General features: G+C 64.0%; 14 protein-coding genes. 5 read left to right on the top strand and 9 right to left on the bottom strand.

All coding sequences use genetic code 11. From position 1 onward, the window contains the following. Window positions 1–14: 14 nt before the first annotated feature. The 3 genes from BCAL_RS07250 to BCAL_RS07240 form a co-directional block, all read right to left on the bottom strand. Window positions 15–422 (bottom strand): hypothetical protein, encoded by a 408-nt coding sequence (locus tag BCAL_RS07250; protein WP_043166064.1) that lies wholly within the window; start codon window positions 420–422, stop codon window positions 15–17. Between the two features lie 1,121 nt (window positions 423–1,543). After that, a complete protein-coding gene (locus BCAL_RS07245) occupies window positions 1,544–2,383 on the bottom strand; it encodes a carbohydrate ABC transporter permease (protein ID WP_043166062.1) in 840 nt (279 codons plus the stop codon). Beyond that, on the bottom strand, window positions 2,383–3,237 hold the full coding sequence (locus BCAL_RS07240) for a carbohydrate ABC transporter permease (protein ID WP_043166061.1): 855 nt from the start codon (window positions 3,235–3,237) through the stop codon (window positions 2,383–2,385). Before BCAL_RS07240 ends, BCAL_RS07245 begins: the two co-directional genes overlap by 1 nt. A gap of 459 nt (window positions 3,238–3,696) precedes the next feature. Between BCAL_RS07240 and BCAL_RS07235 the strand changes: the two genes are divergently transcribed. Continuing rightward, window positions 3,697–4,713, top strand: coding sequence for a LacI family DNA-binding transcriptional regulator (locus BCAL_RS07235; RefSeq protein ID WP_043166059.1), 1,017 nt, complete (start codon window positions 3,697–3,699; stop codon window positions 4,711–4,713). Window positions 4,714–4,841: 128 nt separating this feature from the next. Here the strand turns inward: BCAL_RS07235 and BCAL_RS07230 are convergent, their stop codons facing one another. After that, on the bottom strand, window positions 4,842–6,170 hold the full coding sequence (locus BCAL_RS07230) for an ABC transporter substrate-binding protein (RefSeq protein ID WP_043166057.1): 1,329 nt from the start codon (window positions 6,168–6,170) through the stop codon (window positions 4,842–4,844). 397 nt (window positions 6,171–6,567) lie between these two features. Next, on the bottom strand, window positions 6,568–7,278 hold the full coding sequence (locus BCAL_RS07225; RefSeq protein ID WP_043166055.1) for a histidine phosphatase family protein: 711 nt from the start codon (window positions 7,276–7,278) through the stop codon (window positions 6,568–6,570). Window positions 7,279–7,505: 227 nt separating this feature from the next. Here BCAL_RS07225 and BCAL_RS07220 point away from each other — a divergent pair, with 227 nt between their 5' ends. From BCAL_RS07220 to BCAL_RS07210, 3 genes are all read left to right on the top strand, one after another. Further along, complete coding sequence (locus tag BCAL_RS07220) at window positions 7,506–7,994, top strand: DUF4235 domain-containing protein (RefSeq protein ID WP_081887344.1); 489 nt, start codon at window positions 7,506–7,508, stop codon at window positions 7,992–7,994. A gap of 52 nt (window positions 7,995–8,046) precedes the next feature. Next, window positions 8,047–9,012 (top strand): hydroxymethylbilane synthase, encoded by a 966-nt coding sequence (gene hemC / locus BCAL_RS07215; RefSeq protein WP_081887343.1) that lies wholly within the window; start codon window positions 8,047–8,049, stop codon window positions 9,010–9,012. A 440-nt stretch (window positions 9,013–9,452) separates the two neighbouring features. Next, window positions 9,453–11,162, top strand: a complete 1,710-nt coding sequence (locus BCAL_RS07210; RefSeq protein ID WP_081887342.1) for an ABC transporter substrate-binding protein — start codon at window positions 9,453–9,455, stop codon at window positions 11,160–11,162. Between the two features lie 18 nt (window positions 11,163–11,180). On the opposite strand, the gene BCAL_RS07205 is transcribed toward BCAL_RS07210, so the two are convergent. Beyond that, window positions 11,181–11,723: a precorrin-2 dehydrogenase/sirohydrochlorin ferrochelatase family protein gene (locus BCAL_RS07205; RefSeq protein ID WP_160268291.1), complete on the bottom strand. Its 543-nt coding sequence runs from the start codon at window positions 11,721–11,723 to the stop codon at window positions 11,181–11,183. Between the two features lie 77 nt (window positions 11,724–11,800). Continuing rightward, entirely contained in the window at window positions 11,801–12,526 is a 726-nt protein-coding gene (gene cobA / locus BCAL_RS07200) for a uroporphyrinogen-III C-methyltransferase (protein ID WP_052119159.1), read from the bottom strand. Between the two features lie 131 nt (window positions 12,527–12,657). Here cobA and BCAL_RS07195 point away from each other — a divergent pair, with 131 nt between their 5' ends. After that, the gene (locus BCAL_RS07195) at window positions 12,658–13,503 is read left to right on the top strand and encodes a uroporphyrinogen-III synthase (protein WP_043166053.1); all 846 of its coding nucleotides are present in this window, start codon (window positions 12,658–12,660) and stop codon (window positions 13,501–13,503) included. On the opposite strand, the gene BCAL_RS07190 is transcribed toward BCAL_RS07195, so the two are convergent. Both BCAL_RS07190 and BCAL_RS07185 read right to left on the bottom strand, forming a co-directional pair. Continuing rightward, a complete protein-coding gene (locus BCAL_RS07190) occupies window positions 13,500–13,889 on the bottom strand; it encodes a hypothetical protein (protein ID WP_043166051.1) in 390 nt (129 codons plus the stop codon). The genes BCAL_RS07195 and BCAL_RS07190 overlap by 4 nt on opposite strands. A 107-nt stretch (window positions 13,890–13,996) precedes the next feature. Continuing rightward, window positions 13,997–15,490, bottom strand: coding sequence for a YeiH family protein (locus BCAL_RS07185; protein WP_202961957.1), 1,494 nt, complete (start codon window positions 15,488–15,490; stop codon window positions 13,997–13,999). Between the last annotated feature and the right edge of the window lie 197 nt (window positions 15,491–15,687).

Here is a 15,687-nt window from a genome sequence, read left to right as displayed (position 1 = left end):
AATGCGACATTTGTTCAGTTGCCCGCCCGTATGCCGGTTCCGTAGAAGCCTCGCTTTGATCCATTTTGGAAGGTAAGGCAGACATCAGAAGCGTGACAGGGAACACGTGTCTCGTTAACTACAGCAGGCTGATTCTCGGTCAGCTGCATCTCCTTCATTTCTTCGGCGCTCAGAGGCCTTATCGCAGTGATTTCCGCCTTCTCGTTGAAATCGACGCTGAGATAACCCTCGCTGTAACGCTGCTGAAGCTGAGCCTCAGTAGTCACCCCCAGCGAGCGCGCCACCTCCACATTGCCGATGCGAATGTACTCATCTGCATCGGTGCTCGCATGGGCGTTCCCCGCCAGCGCCATTCCAACCAGTAATGCCATCACGGCCATAACGGCGGATAGCACGTGCACTCGTCGCATACTGACCTTCATGATCTTCCTTTCTGTCGATAAAGCATCAGACAACTGGATCGGCAGTCGCCGTCCAGCCATCGACACCGATGCTATCCATCGCTGACAAGGCCCTCGGATGGCAATGCAGAAAACTGCAAAGGGCCTCTCTCGCATGCTCACAGGCCGATCTCAACGCCACCCCTCGTCATCACGATTCCAGCCCCGCGGCTCCGGCGGAAACCCCATCCCACCGCAACGTACGCCGCAACCAGCGTTCCGCACGAGTTCATCCGCCGTTAGCCGAAGGCATACACAGGCGACACAACAGAGCGGTAGACCATAGTCAACAGTGCAATACGGGTGAAAGGAGCCCATCATGCAGGAGAACAACATCCACCATTCGAGCACCGATCGCGACGACGACCGCTTCTTCGACAACTACGCGTACATGGAGTACGGCATCGAGCGCTGACGCCGAGCGAGCGCCGTTCCCACCGGTTGCGCCGATGTCTGAGAACGGACGATACAGAGCGTGTGAGTGTCCGAATCTCGGCGGTAGCCGAGGGATACTAACGGCATAAAGACGTAATGGGCCTCCTCCGGGTCCCTTTTCCACCAGTACACCGTCTGTTCTGATGGGAAACGGACCCGGAGGAGGCCCAGTGTGATTGAGATGGGGAGGTTCTTGCATATCACGGGAACCCGATGGGGCCTAGTGAGACCCCGATGGGTCCCGGTGAGGCCCCGATGGCGTGTTGAGTACGAAAACCGTGGCGAAAAACCGTCTGCACACAGGCACCGTACGCTTGGCTGCGCTCAGCGTACGTTGCCCGGGATGATAATCGTGGTTACCCCGTGTTTTCGTACGCCTGCCTGTGGTCAGCATACGAAAACACGGGGTAACACGGATTTAGCCACAGGGAGCGTACGCTGACGCACGGCCACAGTACGTTCTCTGGGGGCTGTCCGCCATTAGCCCCGATCAACGTACGGCACACCGACGGAGATTATGGCTTTCATCCCTTCACCGCCCCCTCCAGAACAACGGACTCGCCTCACGGCGAGACCCAACACCAGCCTCGGCGCTGCCGCACCTCGGCCTGGCGCCTGATGGAAGCCCACCGGGCTTCCATCCAAGGGATGGATGATGACACGAGTCATCATCCCTTGACGGCACCAGCCATAACCCCCTTGACGATGTACTTTTGGCAGATGAGGTAGAAGATGATGATGGGGATGATCGCGAGGACCAGGCAGGCCATCATGGCGCCCATGTCAACCGAGCCGTAGCCGCCCTTGAGGTACTGCACGGCGACCGAGATCGTCTTGTACTTGCCGAGGTCGAGGGTCAGGTACGGCAGGAGGTAGTCGTTCCAGATCCACATGGCCTCGAGGATCGCGACGGACACGATCGACGGCTTCATGATCGGCACGACGATCTGGAAGAAGATGCGCGGCACGGACGCGCCGTCAATCATCGCGGACTCCTCCAGCTCGACCGGGATGCCCTTGATCACACCGGTGAAGATGAACACCGCGAGGCCGGCGCCGAAGCCGAGGTACACGATGCACAGGCCCCACGGGGTGTTGAGCTTCAGCATGTCGGCGATCTTGGAGAGCGTGAACATGACCATCTGGAACGGCACGATCATGTTGAACAGGAACAGCGTGTACAGCAGCTTGGCGGCCCAGTTGTTGACGCGCACGATCCACCACGCGCACATCGACGTGCACACGAGGATCAGCAGCACCGATCCGACGGTGATGAGCAGCGTCCAGCCGAAGCTCGCGAAGAAGTCGGTGGTCTCCACGCCGCGCACGTAGTTCTCGAATCCGACGAACGCCTTGCCGGCGGGCAGGGAGAAGGCGTTCTTGGAGATGTACGCCTTCTGCTTGAACGAGTTGATGACCACCAGCACGATCGGGAAGACCCATGCCAGCGAGACGACGGTGAACAGGGCGGTCCAGAGCCCTCCGTGCTTGACCTTGTCGGCGTTCATCAGGCCGCCACCTCCTTGCTTGTCGTGAGCTTGTTCTGGATGAGCGCGATGACCGCCACCAGGATGAAGAACAGGACGGCCTTCGCCTGGCCGACGCCCTCCCAGCCCATGCGGCCGTAGAACGTGCGGGTGATGTTCATCGCGAGGCCCTCGGACATGTTGCTCGGGGCGCCGTTGGTCAGGGCGAGGTTCTGGTCGTAGAGCTTGAAACCGTTGGTCACGGTCAGGAAGGAGCACACGGTAATCGAGGGCATCATCAGCGGGATGATGATCTTGAACATCGTCTGCGTGCCGCTCGCGCCGTCCACCTGCGCGGCTTCGAGCACGTCCGTGGGCAGGGCCTGCATGCCGGCGATGTAGATGATCATCATGTAGCCGATCTGCTGCCAGCACACGAGGATGACCAGGCCCCAGAAGCCGTACGTGGCGGAGTAGGTCAGGGCGCGCGACCAGTGCGCGAGGATGCCGTTGAGCAGCAGCAGCCAGATGTAGCCCAGGATGATGCCGCCGATCAGATTCGGCATGAAGAACACCGAGCGGAAGATCGTCGATCCCTTGATCGTCTTCGTGAGCATGTACGCGATGAAGAACGCGACCACGTTGATGACGATCGTGGTGACGATCGTGAACGCGGTGGAGAAGCCGAGCGCGTGCAGGAACTCCTTGTCGCCGAGCGCCTTGACGTAGTTCTTGAGACCGACGAACTCGCCGTCGGTCACGGTGGTGAACTCGCAGAAGCTCAGGTAGACGCCCATGATGAAGGGCACCACGAACCCGATGATGAACGCGGCGAACGTGGGTAGCGCGAATAGCGCCCACCACTTCCGTATCGCCTTGCCGGCCATGCTAACCATGATGGATGATCCTCCTCCTTGAGCGCCGCGCACCGCTGCGTGCCACGACTTCCGCCGACCCGCGGCCGGCGAACGAATCCGTTGTTGTAGTGACATCGTAACCGCCCGGCGCCATGATGTCAAACGTTGTCATTTGCGGCGTTTCATACTCCCCCACCAATCACCCCAGCACCAGTCGTTCATCGCCATATATTGGCTATTTTTTGCGATTTTCCATATTCCGAACCATTTTTGCAAACGTTTGTAATGCAATCGTCGTCATCGCGAGTCAACAGTTCTAGGACGTGTAAGCTGGTCGATACGCGGTTTTCCTACGCGGGAAGTCTTTGCAGTAAGCGCAGTAAACGTGCAGTAAGTGCGGCGACCGGGCGTCCGGCGCGATCGGGCGGTACGCTCCATCGGCCGTCGCGCCCCGGCCGGCGCGCGACGCCCCACACATCCGAACGACAAGGTGGTTTCATGAGCAGCAGCATCCAGGACGTCGCCAAGGCGGCGGGCGTCTCCATTTCGACGGTGTCGCGGTCCTTCACGCGGCCCGATCTGGTCTCGGCGAAGACCCGCGAGCGCGTGCTGGCGATGGCCGGCCAGCTCAACTTCTCGCTCTCCCGTTCGGCCGCGGCGCTGAAGTCCGGGCGCGCGCTGCGCGTCGCCGTGCTGATGAGCGGCCACATCCGCCTGTGGTTCGCCGCATCCGTGATCGAAGGGCTGAACGACGTCTTCCATGCGGAGGGCTATGACATCTCGATCTTCCAGATCTCCTCGATCGAGGAGCGCCGCGAGTTCTTCGAGATGCTGCCGGTGCGCCGCAACGCGGACGCGGTGATCGTCGTCTCGTTCGACATCGACGACGAGGAGACCAGGCAGCTGGCCAGCGTGGACGTGCCGATCATCGGCATCAACACGGCGAAGTCGTCGGCCCACGGGTTCGCGGCGGCGGTCAACATCGACGACGAGCAGGGTTCGACGCTGGCCGCGCGTCACCTGATGAACCTCGGGCATCGCGACATCGCGTACATCAGCACGGACCGCGACATCTCGCTGAGCTTCTCGGTGCGGGGCCGGTTCGACGTGTTCATGGACTGCTGCCGGCGCGAGGGCATCGAGCCGCAGGTCATCGTGTGCAAGGTCGACGCCGACGGACACTACCAGATCGGCGACGTGGTGACGCAGCTGATGAGCCTCGGCACGATGCCGACGGCGATCGCGTGCCAGGAGGACGGCATCGCCCTGCCGCTCATGTTCCAGCTCGAACGCAACGGGCTGTCCGTGCCGGGCGACGTGTCGCTGATCGGCTATGACGACAGCTTCTACACCGCGGACAGCGGGCTGACGACGATCCGTCAGGACCCGGTCGAGATGGCCCGCGCGGCCGCCCGCATGACGATGGACCTCATCAACGGGCGCGAGGTGAGGGAGCCGCTGCGCAAGGTGCCGGCGCAGCTGGTGGTGCGATCGAGCACCGCGCGCCGGCGCTGAGCCGGCGGTGCGGCGACCTGCCCGCCGTCCGGCTCATCAGTCCGGATATGACGATGCCCCGGTGACGGGCCGAGGAGGAGAACGGCCGTCACCGGGGCATCAGGTTGGCAATCAGGGATCAGAGACGATCAGTGGGTCGCGGAGTACTCGGAGGCCCAGCCGTCGACGAACGCGGTCTTGACGGCGTTCCAGTCGCCGGTGCCCTGCGCGTACTCGAGCAGCGCCTGGCCGAGCTTGTTCTTCCACTCCTCGGACGGCATCATCGTGAAGTTCCAGCTGACCTGCGTCTTGCCGGACTTCTGGTCCTCGACGGCGGCCTCGGTCAGCGGGTTGTCGGACTTCACGTCATCGAAGGTCTTGAACGGGGTGGTGAAGCCCATGTCCTCGGAGAGGGCCTTCTTGCCGGTGTCGGAGGTGATGACCCACTTGAGGAAGTCCTCGGTGGCCTTCTTGTCGGCGTCGGACGCCTTGTCGTTGATGCACCAGTAGTTCTCGGAGCCGGTGGTGAGGCCCTGGTTCTCCTCGCCCTTGACGCCGATGTAGATCGGCATCATGCCGACGGACTCGGCCTTCATGCCGGCCTTCTCGAGGTCGGTCCACGCCCAGGTGCCGTTCTGGTAGAAGGCGGCCTCGCCGAGCGCGAACTCGGAGTTGGCGTCGTCGCCGGTCTTGGCGCTCAGCTGCGTGCGGTCGGTGGTGGAGTCGGTGATGTACAGGTCGAAGATCTTCTTGTAGTTCGGCAGGTACGTGCCCTTGATCGTGGCCGGCTGCTCGGTGACCTTGTCCTTCTGGAACTCGTAGTAGAGCGGCAGGTTGGCGAGGTGGGTCTTGAAGCGCCAGTCGGAGCTGGAGTCGAAGCCGGCGGAGGTGAACGCGCCCTTGATGCCGAGCTCGTCCTTGCGCGCCTGCATGTCGTCGGCGACGGCCTTGAGGGTGTCGAAGTTGTCGATCTCGTCGACGGACTTGGCCTTGGCACCGTCGAGCGCGAAGTACTTGTTGAGGATGTCCTTGTTGTAGATGATGCCGTAGGTCTCCATCACGTACGGCACGCCGACGACCTTGTCGCCGTCCTTCAGGGCCACGTCCTGGTTGGTGAGCTCCTTGTACACGTCGGTGCCGGACAGGTCGGCGGTGTAGCGCTTCCAGTTCTGGTAGCCGACCGGACCGTTGACCTGGAACAGGGTCGGCGCCTCCGTCTTGGCGATCTCCGACTTCAGGGTCTGCTCGTAGGTGTTGGACGCGGCGGTCTGCACCTTGACCTCGGTGCCGGTCTCCTTGGTGTACTCCTTGGCGAGCGCGGTCCACTGGTCGGCCGCCTCCGGCTTGAAGTTGAGGTAGTAGACCTTGCCCTTGGCGTCGTCGCCCGACGTGCTGGAGCCGCACGCGGCGAGCGCTCCGATGGACATTGCTGCGATGGCGACCATGCTGATCGTCGACTTCAGTGTGCGATTCATCATCGAACCTTTCTCTTTCCTTGTTGCTCCTCGGACGGTGCGGCCGACCGGGGTTGGTGGCGTCGGCTTTGGCGCCTCGAAGTTTGTTCCGACGCGATTCATTATGACGCATGTTCGCCGTTTTTGCAAACGATGGCAGTATTCGGGGTGTTTCATTGCGTCAGAAATGACATATCGTTGTTATCTGTCTATAAAACCGCGTGATTCCAGCGATTGTTGTGATCGCTTCTAATGCAAGCGTTCGCAACGATGAGAGCGCTCACATCGATTTTGGTATCAAAAACGATAGGCACGGCGCGTTTGCGCATGATCGCGCGACACGCCGTGCCTATCGTTTGCAGTGCCGGTGATGGCCTAAAGCCAGCCTCTCCCTGTCACTCGGGCAATCGCGATACGGTCGCTAGCAGTTCCAGCGCTCGATGACGTTGTCGCCCTTGTAGCGGCTCAGGATCGAGTAATGGGCCGTGTCGAGGCGCAGGAGCCTCGCGAAGTGCGGGTCGACGCCGAGCCACTGGGAGGTCAGGATGCGCAGGATGTGCGCGTGGGCGACGAGCAGCACGTTGTGGCCGGCCTCGAGCAGCGGCGTCACCTCCTCGATCGCGCCGCGCGCGCGGGTCGCGGCCTCGTCGACCGTCTCGCCGGGGCCGGCGTGCACCGGCACCGTCACGCCGCTCGGCAGCGTTTCGTCCCAATCGCCCTGCAGCGATTCGGGCAGCGACTGCGGGCCGTCGCGCCACACGTCCCACTGGAAGCCGCTCGCCTCGCACACCTGCTTGCGCGTGCGGCCCTCGGCCCCGCCGTAATCCCACTCAGCGATGCCGTCCAGCACGCCGTGATCGGGGAATCCCGCCAATTCCGCGGTCTGCCGCGCGCGGATCAGCGGACTCGAGAAGACGCATCCCGCGTCGAATCCGCCGGGAAACGCGGCGCGCAGCCTCTCGCCTGCCGCGCGCGCCTGTTCGCGGCCGACCTCGGTCAGGGGGATGTCCGTGCGTCCGGTGTGCTGGCCCGATTCGCTCCATGCGGTCTGTCCATGACGCAGCAGCACCAGGAAACCGGCCCCGCCGCGGGCGTCGACGGCCACAGTGCCGTCAGTAGTGTGTTCGCTCATGACTCCCACTCTAGCCCGTGAACGCTCCCGGCTCCACCGCGGTTCGTCGAGTCGCCATAACATCCACCACCCACTTTGCGCCCCGTTAGCCAATACTCGGCTCCCCTTGTCAGGGGAGCTGGCCCGCGCAGCGGGACTGAGGGGTAGTTCAAGGCAGCGAAACTTACTGGTATCACCTCACGCCTGAGTGTGCGCGGTGCGGCAGGCGAGACACTAGACTGGACGCTATGAGCGAGACGCTGAACGATGAGACGCACGGCACCGGCACGGGGGACTCCACCGGCGGGACCTCCGGCACCGGCCGGCACGCCGCCGCCCACGCCGCCCGCACAGGTGCCGACGCCGGCTCCGACTACTCCTCGGCCGACGAGGCCATCGAGGCATTGCACCGCATCGACGAAAAGGTGAACGACATGCGCGAACGCAGACTGAACGACCCCGATTCACTGGGCGACAAACTCTTCAAGTGGGCGTTCCCGTCCGTCATCGGGCTCGTGGCCGGCAAGGCGTTCCAGATGCTCTGGGACCGGGGAGCCAGCAAACGAAACCTCGCGCGCGGGCTCGCCGCCGACGCTCCGCAGGGCTTCGTCGCGAGTCTCGTCTTTGCCGCCGCCTCGGCCGCGTTCGGCGCGATCGTCTCGCAGCTGTCCGACCGCGGTTCGAAGGCGTTCGTCGACCGCCGTCACCAGCGCAGGGCCCGCAAGTCCGGCAGGTGATTCCGCTCCGCTGAATCCCACCGCAATCCAGATTCCTCACCAGATTCCTCATATGACCACGACATTCAAGGTAGGCACCCGCACAAGCCGTCTGGCCATGCGCCAGACCGAACTCATCATCGGGATGCTGCAGGCGTGCGCGCCCGGCGTCGAGTTCCAAGTGGTGCCGATCGTCACGCAGGGCGACCGCGACCGCACGTCCAGCCTGCACGTCATCGGCGGCAAGGGCGTGTTCGTCAAGGAGATCGAACGCGAGCTGGAGGACGGGACCATCGACTTCGCCGCGCACAGTCTCAAGGACGTGCAACCCCAGCTGCCGGAAGGGCTGACGATCGGCTGCACGCCGGTGCGTGATTCGCCGTTCGACTGTCTGCTGAGCCTTGCGCCGGTACGCGCGATCGGCGACCTTCCGCAAGGCGCGCGGGTGGGCACGAACAGCCAGCGGCGTCAGGCGCAGCTGCTGCATCTGCGCCCGGACCTCGAGATCGTGCCGATCCGAGGCAACATCGACACCCGCATCCGCAAGATCGAAACGGAGCATCTCGACGCGATCGTCCTCGCCGAGGCCGGGATCAACCGGCTCGCCCCTGACACGACCGGACTCCACCGGCTCTCGCTGCGCGACGTGCTGCTGCCGGCCGCGGGGCAGGGGGCGATGGCGGTCGAATGTCGCGCCGACGACACGAGGACACTGGAACTGCTCGCGCTCATCGACGATGCGCCGACGCGCGAGGCGGTGACGCTCGAACGCGGGTTCATGCGCGCGATCGGCGGCAACTGCACGCTGCCCATCGGCGCGTACGCGCGACGGACGACGCTGCATGACATGACGAGGCATCCCACGTCTTCGACAGATGGCAGTGCCGCATCGGATGCCGCAGACGCTCCCCTGACCCTCGACGCGATGGTCGCCACCCCCGACGGCTCACATGTCTACCGCGCCACGGCTACGACCGCAACCGCCGCGCTCATCGCCTCCGTCATCCGCGACCTGCACGCCGCCGGATCCCCGCTATAAGCCCGCCCTACCCACCGCCGTCCGATCCTATAGGATCGGTCGAAAACAGCCTCCCCAGCACGGCCGAAACGTCCGATCCCGCAGTATCGGACGCAAACACCCCCGCAACGCACCTCGTGAACGTCCGTTCCTATAGGATCGGACGGCGAACGGGCGACGAATGGACGGCGATTGAACCCGTTATCGGATTTTGGAATATCGAAACTGAACGATTGCGATCGAAACTGCACCATGCGATGTCTCTCAGCGGGTACAGTCGTGGTATGGGCGCGTTGGGGGCGTATGACCGCGCCCATACCCGTCGATACATGAATCGCACCAGTCAGCACCGAGGTTTGTCAGTGGTGCAGATGAAGCCCGCAACAAGGCATCATGCGGTATCGCGATCCGGTACGTGACGCGGTAAGGCATCAGAGGCAATCAGGGACAGAGGGGGAAGCATGTCATTGCACAAGTCATCTCGCATATGGAACAGCCATGCCGTTCACACGATACGGCATGCGGCGGCCGGCGCGATCGCGGCGTTGCTGGTCACGGGGCTCGCGGCGTGCGGCGGCACGGCGTCGAACGGAGCGAGCTCGAGCGCGGCCACCGCCAACTCGTCGAAGGCCACCGGTCAGGCGGCCGCCATCATCGTCGGCACGACCGACAAGGTCGTCAGCCTCGATCCGGCCGGCATCTCCGAACTCGGGTCGATCCAGACCGCATACCAGATCTACGCGCCGCTGTTCGCGCAACGCAACGGCAAGGCCGATATCGTACCGAACCTCGCGGCCGACAACGGCACATGGAACGAGGATGGCACGCAGTTCACCGTCAAACTCAAGTCGAATCTCAAATTCACCAACGGCCACGCGCTGACCAGCAGCGACGTGAAGTTCAGCATCGACCGCATCAAGGAGATCAACTCCGAGAACGGACCGGTGTCGGTGTTCGCGAACATCACCGGCGTGGACGCGCCCGACCCGACCACCGTCGTCTTCACGACCTCGGTGAAGGACGACGTGACGTTGAAGCCGGTGCTCAGCATGACCGCCTCCGGCATCGTCGACGAGCAGTCGTATCCGAAGGACAAGCTCGCCACCGACGACGAGGTCGTCAAGGACAACGGATTCAGCGGCGCCTACTCGCTCAAGGAGTACAAGAGCAATGACCACGCGCTGTTCGCGCGCAACGCCGACTACCAGGGCATCGAACCGGCGCACAACAAGCAGGTGACGACCCGCTACTACGCGGATTCGTCGAACCTCAAACTGGCCGTGCAGCAGGGCGACGTGGACGTGGCGTACCGTTCGCTCACGCCCACGGACATCACCGATCTGAAGAAGGACGGCAAGCTCAAGGTCGTCACCGGCAACGGCGGCGGCGGACGCTATCTCGTGTTCAACCTACGCACCCAGCCGTACGGCTCGAAGCAGCAGAACGCCAACGCGGACAAGGCCAAGGCGGTGCGTCAGGCGGTCGCGGATCTGGTCGATCGCGCGGCGCTCGCAAAGAACGTGTATCAGGGCACGTACAAGCCGCTGTACTCGTTCATCCCTGACGGGCAGGCCGGATTCGTCGACACGCTCACCAGCGCGTACGGCGACGGATCGGGCAAGCCGGACGTCGCCAAGGCGCGCAAGACACTGGCCGACGCGGGCGTGACGACACCGGTCAAGCTCAACATCCAGTACAACACGGACCATTACGGCCCGTCATCCGCCGACGAGTACGCGGCGATCAAGACGCAGCTGGAGGACGGCGGACTGTTTTCCGTGGACGTGCAGCAGACCGAATGGGTGCAGTATTCGAAGCAGCGCGTCGTCACCGATTCGCAGGACGGCGACTTCCCCGCCTATCAGATCGGCTGGGCGCCCGACTACCCGGATCCGTCCGACTATCTGATCCCGTACTTCGCGCCGGACGGGTTCGTGAGCAACGGGTACGAGAACCCTCAGGTGGCCGCGCTGCTCAAGGCGCAGGCCGGTCAGACCGACGAATCGCAGCGACTCGACACGATCGAACAGGTACAGCAGCTGGCGGCGAAGGACCTGCCGATCCTGCCGATCCTGCAAAGCGTGTCCCAGTCGGTGACCGGCGGCGACATCAGCGGCGTGGTGATGGACACGAACTTCGTGCTGCGCTACCCGTCGCTCGAGCGGGAGTGATCGGCCCGATCCGGTCGATCACTCCTCGCCGGCGAGCAGATCCGGCAGGACACCCGCCAGACGCTGCTTGACGCGGCGCACCAGAGCCGGGTCGACGCCCTTGCTGGAGACGGTCACGATCAGCTTGCCCTGCTCGATGACCGCCACGTTGAAGAAGTCCGATTCCTGCGGGTCGGCGGTGTTGTTGACCAGCTGACCGGGCTTCGCGTCCGCCACGACCTGATGGTTCACGTCCCGGTCGTCGGTGCAGGCGATGACCACGCGGGCGTCGGCGAGATCGCCGGTCTCGTAGTCCTTGGCCTGCCAGGCGATCTCGCCATTCTTCGCACGCTCGGCGAGCGCCTCGTCCAGCTCCGGGCTGATCACCGTGACCTTCGCGCCGGCGTTGAGCAGGTGCGTGACCTTGCGGGTCGCGACCCTGCCGCCGCCGACCACGACGGCCGGCTCGCCGGCGACGCGCAGGTCGACCGGATACGGGCTCGTGCCCGGAGCGGTGAGCGGCTCGTCCTCGTCGTTGGCCGCGTTCATGGTTGCGTTATCGTTCGCGTTCACAGTAGTCATTGTCCACACTCGTTTCCGTTGCATTCCGATACATCCCACAACGATTTCCAAGTGTAGTCACGCCTTGGCGAGGCGATTTACGCGTCGAGGAGGGAGGCGACTCCGCCGACGACGATGAGGGCGGGGGCGCCGAGTCCGGCCTGTTCGACCCGCTGCTCGATGGTCGCGAGGTCGCCGCCCACGGCGCGCTGATCCGCACGCGTGGCCCACTGGATCACGGCGACCGGCGTCGTGTCCGGCATGCCGTTGGCGACGAGGTTCTCGACGATGCGTCCCAACGACTCCATGCCCATCAGGAACACGAGCGTGCCCTCCATGTGGGCGATGTTGTTCCAGTCAAGCTCGTGCCCCTCGCGCTTGCGATGTCCGGCGATCACGTGGAAGCTCGACGCGTAGTCGCGATGCGTGACCGGAATGCCGACCGCCGCCGGACCGGCGATCGCGCTGGTGATGCCGGGTACGACCTCCACCTCGACGCCCTGCGCCTTGAGGTATTCGCGCTCCTCGCCGCCGCGGCCGAAGACGAACGGATCGCCCGATTTGAGCCGAACCACGCGCTTGCCCTCCTTGGCGAGGCGCGCGAGCAGATCGTTGATCTCACGCTGCTTGACCGGGTGATGGTGCGCGGACTTGCCCACGTCGATGCGCTGCGCGTCGGGTCTGGCGAGGTCGAGCAGTTCGGGGTTGACGAGACGATCGTAGACGATCACGTCGGCCTTCTCGATGCGGTCCTTGCCGCGCAGGGTCAGCAGGTCCACGCTGCCCGGGCCGGCCCCCACCAACGACACCAATCCATCGCTCATTGCCGTGTACCCCTTCTTTCTGTCGTGTCCAGTCGTGTCCAGTCGTGTCTGGGCGGGCTCATGCGCCATCCGTCTCACCGATCGCCGTATGCGACATATATCGACGCATCCGCAAACGTATCATCATCATTGTGCATGACTCATCGGCATCGGGATCGATCCTGCTCACCATCGAACAACGGCGGGTCGATCGGGAACAGCAGCGTCGACTGGCAGCCGCCTCGACCGCGGCACCCGTGTACTGTCCGCTCAAGGAGTTGCGCGCCGTGGATCCGGGCGACGCCGGCCTGCGCGCGATCCGCGATGCGGACGTCATCGTGATCACCAGCGGCTTCGCGCTCAACATCTATCTCGCCCACCCCGAGTGGCGCGAAGATGGCACTGGCGAAGATGCGCCTTCCCCCACGCTGATCGTACTCAGCGAGCGTATGGCGGCGACCGCAAGGGCCGCCGGCACGGTCACCGGCACGAAGGCGGCCATCCTCACTCCGCCGGAGGAGAACCAGCGCGGAGTCGCAGCGCTGCTCAAGAGGATGCGATACCGGCATGCGGTGCATCTGTGCGGTTCGCTGTCCGTGGCGCACAACGCACTGCCGGATGACGTCGAACGCGTGCGGATCTACGAGAATCATTGGGATGACGAATGCGAATCGCGCGCATGCGAAGCGATTGACGCGGCGATTGCCCCCGACCCGAATCGCACCGAAGACGCCGCAGGTCTCAATACCGAGAACGCTCAACAACCGCCAACCGCCAACCGCCGCATCAACCGGATCCTCGTGACGAGCCCCTCAGCCTACCGTCGACTGCGGTCCATCATGCAGCGAATCCCGCAGTGCTTTGCGGCAGACCTCGCGTACTACACGCTCGGTCCGAGCACCACCGCGGCGGTCGAAGCCGACGGAGGAACGGCGGTGTCTCCCGGTTTGCGTGACAATGTCCTCCAGACGGCCATCGAACGCCTGCTTGTGAACTAAAGCATGCCCCAGGAACGGGCGTATTCGACGTGGACGATGAAGTCGTCGGCGGTGAATCCGGCGTCGGTAAGCTGCCGGTCGAGTTGTTCGAAGGGCTCCCCATCACGTTCGGCGCGGATGCCGTGCTGTGTGATCGAGACCTGCCAGTCGTCGGAGTCGCTGACGCGGCGCAGCGTGGCGAGCACCGCCTGAGCACGGGCCAGGCGGGCCGATCGAAGGCGTAGATCCTCGGCGGCGTCCTCCAGCGTGACGCCGGTGCGGCGCAGCGTCCAGTTCGCGAACGGGATGTCGACGATCACATGCCACACGACGGGCAGACCGGAGTCGGAGGTGGTGCCGGAAGTATCGGCCTCGCGCGGGCGGGCAAGCAGATCAGTGAAGGACATGTTGGCTCCTTACGGGATTTGGAAGATATGGAAACGGCACCGGGAACTGTCCGGAAGAATCCGGAGGAGCTCCCGGTGCCGTTTGGTTGGTTGATTGAGGCCGAACGTCAGGCGGCGACGGAGATGGTGGACCAGAAGCCGGGCAGCAGCACCGCGGACAGGATGAAGCCGAGGATGATGTTGACCACGGCGCCGATGCTGAAGGCGGCGATCGGCTTCCAGCCGAGCGAAGACAGCTGCTTGAATCGGGTCGTCAGGCCGATGGAGAGGAACGTGAACGTGAACGCCCACGTGCGCAGCTCCTTGACCGGCGCGATCAGGTCGCTGCTGATGCTCGCGGAGGAGCCCGCACCGGCCGTGGCGATGACGATGGTCAGGAAGATCGAGGCGACGAAGAAGCCGATGACGAACTTCGGGAAGCGGTGCCAGATCTGGGAGACGTCGAGCTTCTGCTTGGGCAGCGCGTTCACGTCCTTGCCGGCGGCCTTGGCCTCGGCGACGCGATCCTGACGATCCCAGTAGGTGATGGCGATGAACGCCAGGATCAGGCACCACACGCCGATGAAGATGTCACGGCCGACGACCTTCATCAGGGTGAAGGCCGCGATGCCCTGCTCGCCGAAGCTGGAGGCGGCGGTCACGCCGGCCGCGTCGGCGAACTCGGAGGTGCCGATCCACGCGCCGGCCACGCCGTCGGGCAGGCCGAACGCCTTGGACAGGCCCGTAAGCAGGAAGATGGAGATGATCGCCCAGACCACGACGATCGAGATCACCGCGGAGACGTGCTCCTTGCGGCTCTTGACGGCGGAACCCACGGCGATGCCGGCGGAGACGCCGCAGATCGAGCCGCCCGCGCCGAGCGTCGCGGCGAATCGCTTGTCGAGGCCGAAGCCCTTCGAGGCGACGAAGTAGATGACGAGGAACGTGGAGACGGCGATGAACGTGGCCTGCAGGAACGCGACCGGGCCGGCCGACAGGATCGTGGTGAACGGCAGCGTCGCGCCGAGCAGGACGATGCCGACCTTCACATACAGTTCGGTGCGCAGCGCGCCGCCGAAGAAGCCTTCCGCGTTGACGATATTGCCGATGATCAGGCCGATGACCAGCGCGACGAGCGGGGCCTCAAGGTTGTACGAGGAGGCGAACTTCGAGGTGCTGAACACGTTGACCGCGAAGCTCAGGATGAACAGCGCGAGGAATCCGCCGAGGAAGGCGGAGACCTTGAGCTTGAGGAAGTAGGCGGCGATGCCGAAGACCGCCGCGAACAGGACGAACAGCAGCAGGATGTTCGGCCAGCGTTCGGCGAGGCCGGCCGCGTGCGTGGTGGCGCCGTTCTTGGTCACGTCGCCGCCGCCGAACAGGAACGACCAGGTTCCCCAGCCGGGGATCTTCGCCGCGAACAGGTTGAGCGAGCTGCCCGCCGCCCACAGCACGAAGCCGAGCACGACGATGCCGAGGCCGATGAACACGGCCCACCAGTCCTCGCTGCCGAGGATCTTGTTGCCCTCGGCGGCGGCCGGAACGGCCTCCTTCACTTTGGTTTTCTGCGTTTGCTTCGTCGACGCCCCTGTGGCGGTCGACGGTACGGTTGATGCGGTCACGATATTCTTCCCCTCTGCTTGACTTCGAATGGTGACGTTCCACGGCGTCTGCCCCGTCGGCCGGCTGGGTTCGCCGACCGCCCGTATCGGTTCCGGATGTCCCCCGACATCCTTTTCATGGTTCCGATGCGCTTGACTGCGCCGTGTTGGTTTGATTCTAAGCGGGCGATTCCGCCGCCGGCAAGCTCGCCATTACA

It is taken from the genome of Bifidobacterium callitrichos DSM 23973, from assembly GCF_000741175.1.
In the GTDB taxonomy this organism is placed as follows: Bacteria; Actinomycetota; Actinomycetes; order Actinomycetales; family Bifidobacteriaceae; genus Bifidobacterium; species Bifidobacterium callitrichos.
The sequence above is the reverse complement of the archived record's forward strand: the minus strand, read 5'-3'. Positions and strand labels throughout refer to the sequence as shown.

Excerpts from the sequence above, each read along its gene's own strand:
- hemC (WP_081887343.1), top strand. The coding sequence starts at position 8,047 with ATGACCACGACATTCAAGGTAGGCACCCGCACAAGCCGTCTGGCCATG.
- BCAL_RS07250 (WP_043166064.1), bottom strand. The coding sequence starts at position 422 with ATGAAGGTCAGTATGCGACGAGTGCACGTGCTATCCGCCGTTATGGCC.
- BCAL_RS07210 (WP_081887342.1), top strand. The coding sequence starts at position 9,453 with ATGTCATTGCACAAGTCATCTCGCATATGGAACAGCCATGCCGTTCAC.
- BCAL_RS07190 (WP_043166051.1), bottom strand. The coding sequence starts at position 13,889 with ATGTCCTTCACTGATCTGCTTGCCCGCCCGCGCGAGGCCGATACTTCC.
- cobA (WP_052119159.1), bottom strand. The coding sequence starts at position 12,526 with ATGAGCGATGGATTGGTGTCGTTGGTGGGGGCCGGCCCGGGCAGCGTG.
- BCAL_RS07220 (WP_081887344.1), top strand. The coding sequence starts at position 7,506 with ATGAGCGAGACGCTGAACGATGAGACGCACGGCACCGGCACGGGGGAC.
- BCAL_RS07245 (WP_043166062.1), bottom strand. The coding sequence starts at position 2,383 with ATGAACGCCGACAAGGTCAAGCACGGAGGGCTCTGGACCGCCCTGTTC.
- BCAL_RS07230 (WP_043166057.1), bottom strand. The coding sequence starts at position 6,170 with ATGATGAATCGCACACTGAAGTCGACGATCAGCATGGTCGCCATCGCA.
- BCAL_RS07235 (WP_043166059.1), top strand. The coding sequence starts at position 3,697 with ATGAGCAGCAGCATCCAGGACGTCGCCAAGGCGGCGGGCGTCTCCATT.
- BCAL_RS07225 (WP_043166055.1), bottom strand. The coding sequence starts at position 7,278 with ATGAGCGAACACACTACTGACGGCACTGTGGCCGTCGACGCCCGCGGC.
- BCAL_RS07205 (WP_160268291.1), bottom strand. The coding sequence starts at position 11,723 with ATGACTACTGTGAACGCGAACGATAACGCAACCATGAACGCGGCCAAC.
- BCAL_RS07240 (WP_043166061.1), bottom strand. The coding sequence starts at position 3,237 with ATGGTTAGCATGGCCGGCAAGGCGATACGGAAGTGGTGGGCGCTATTC.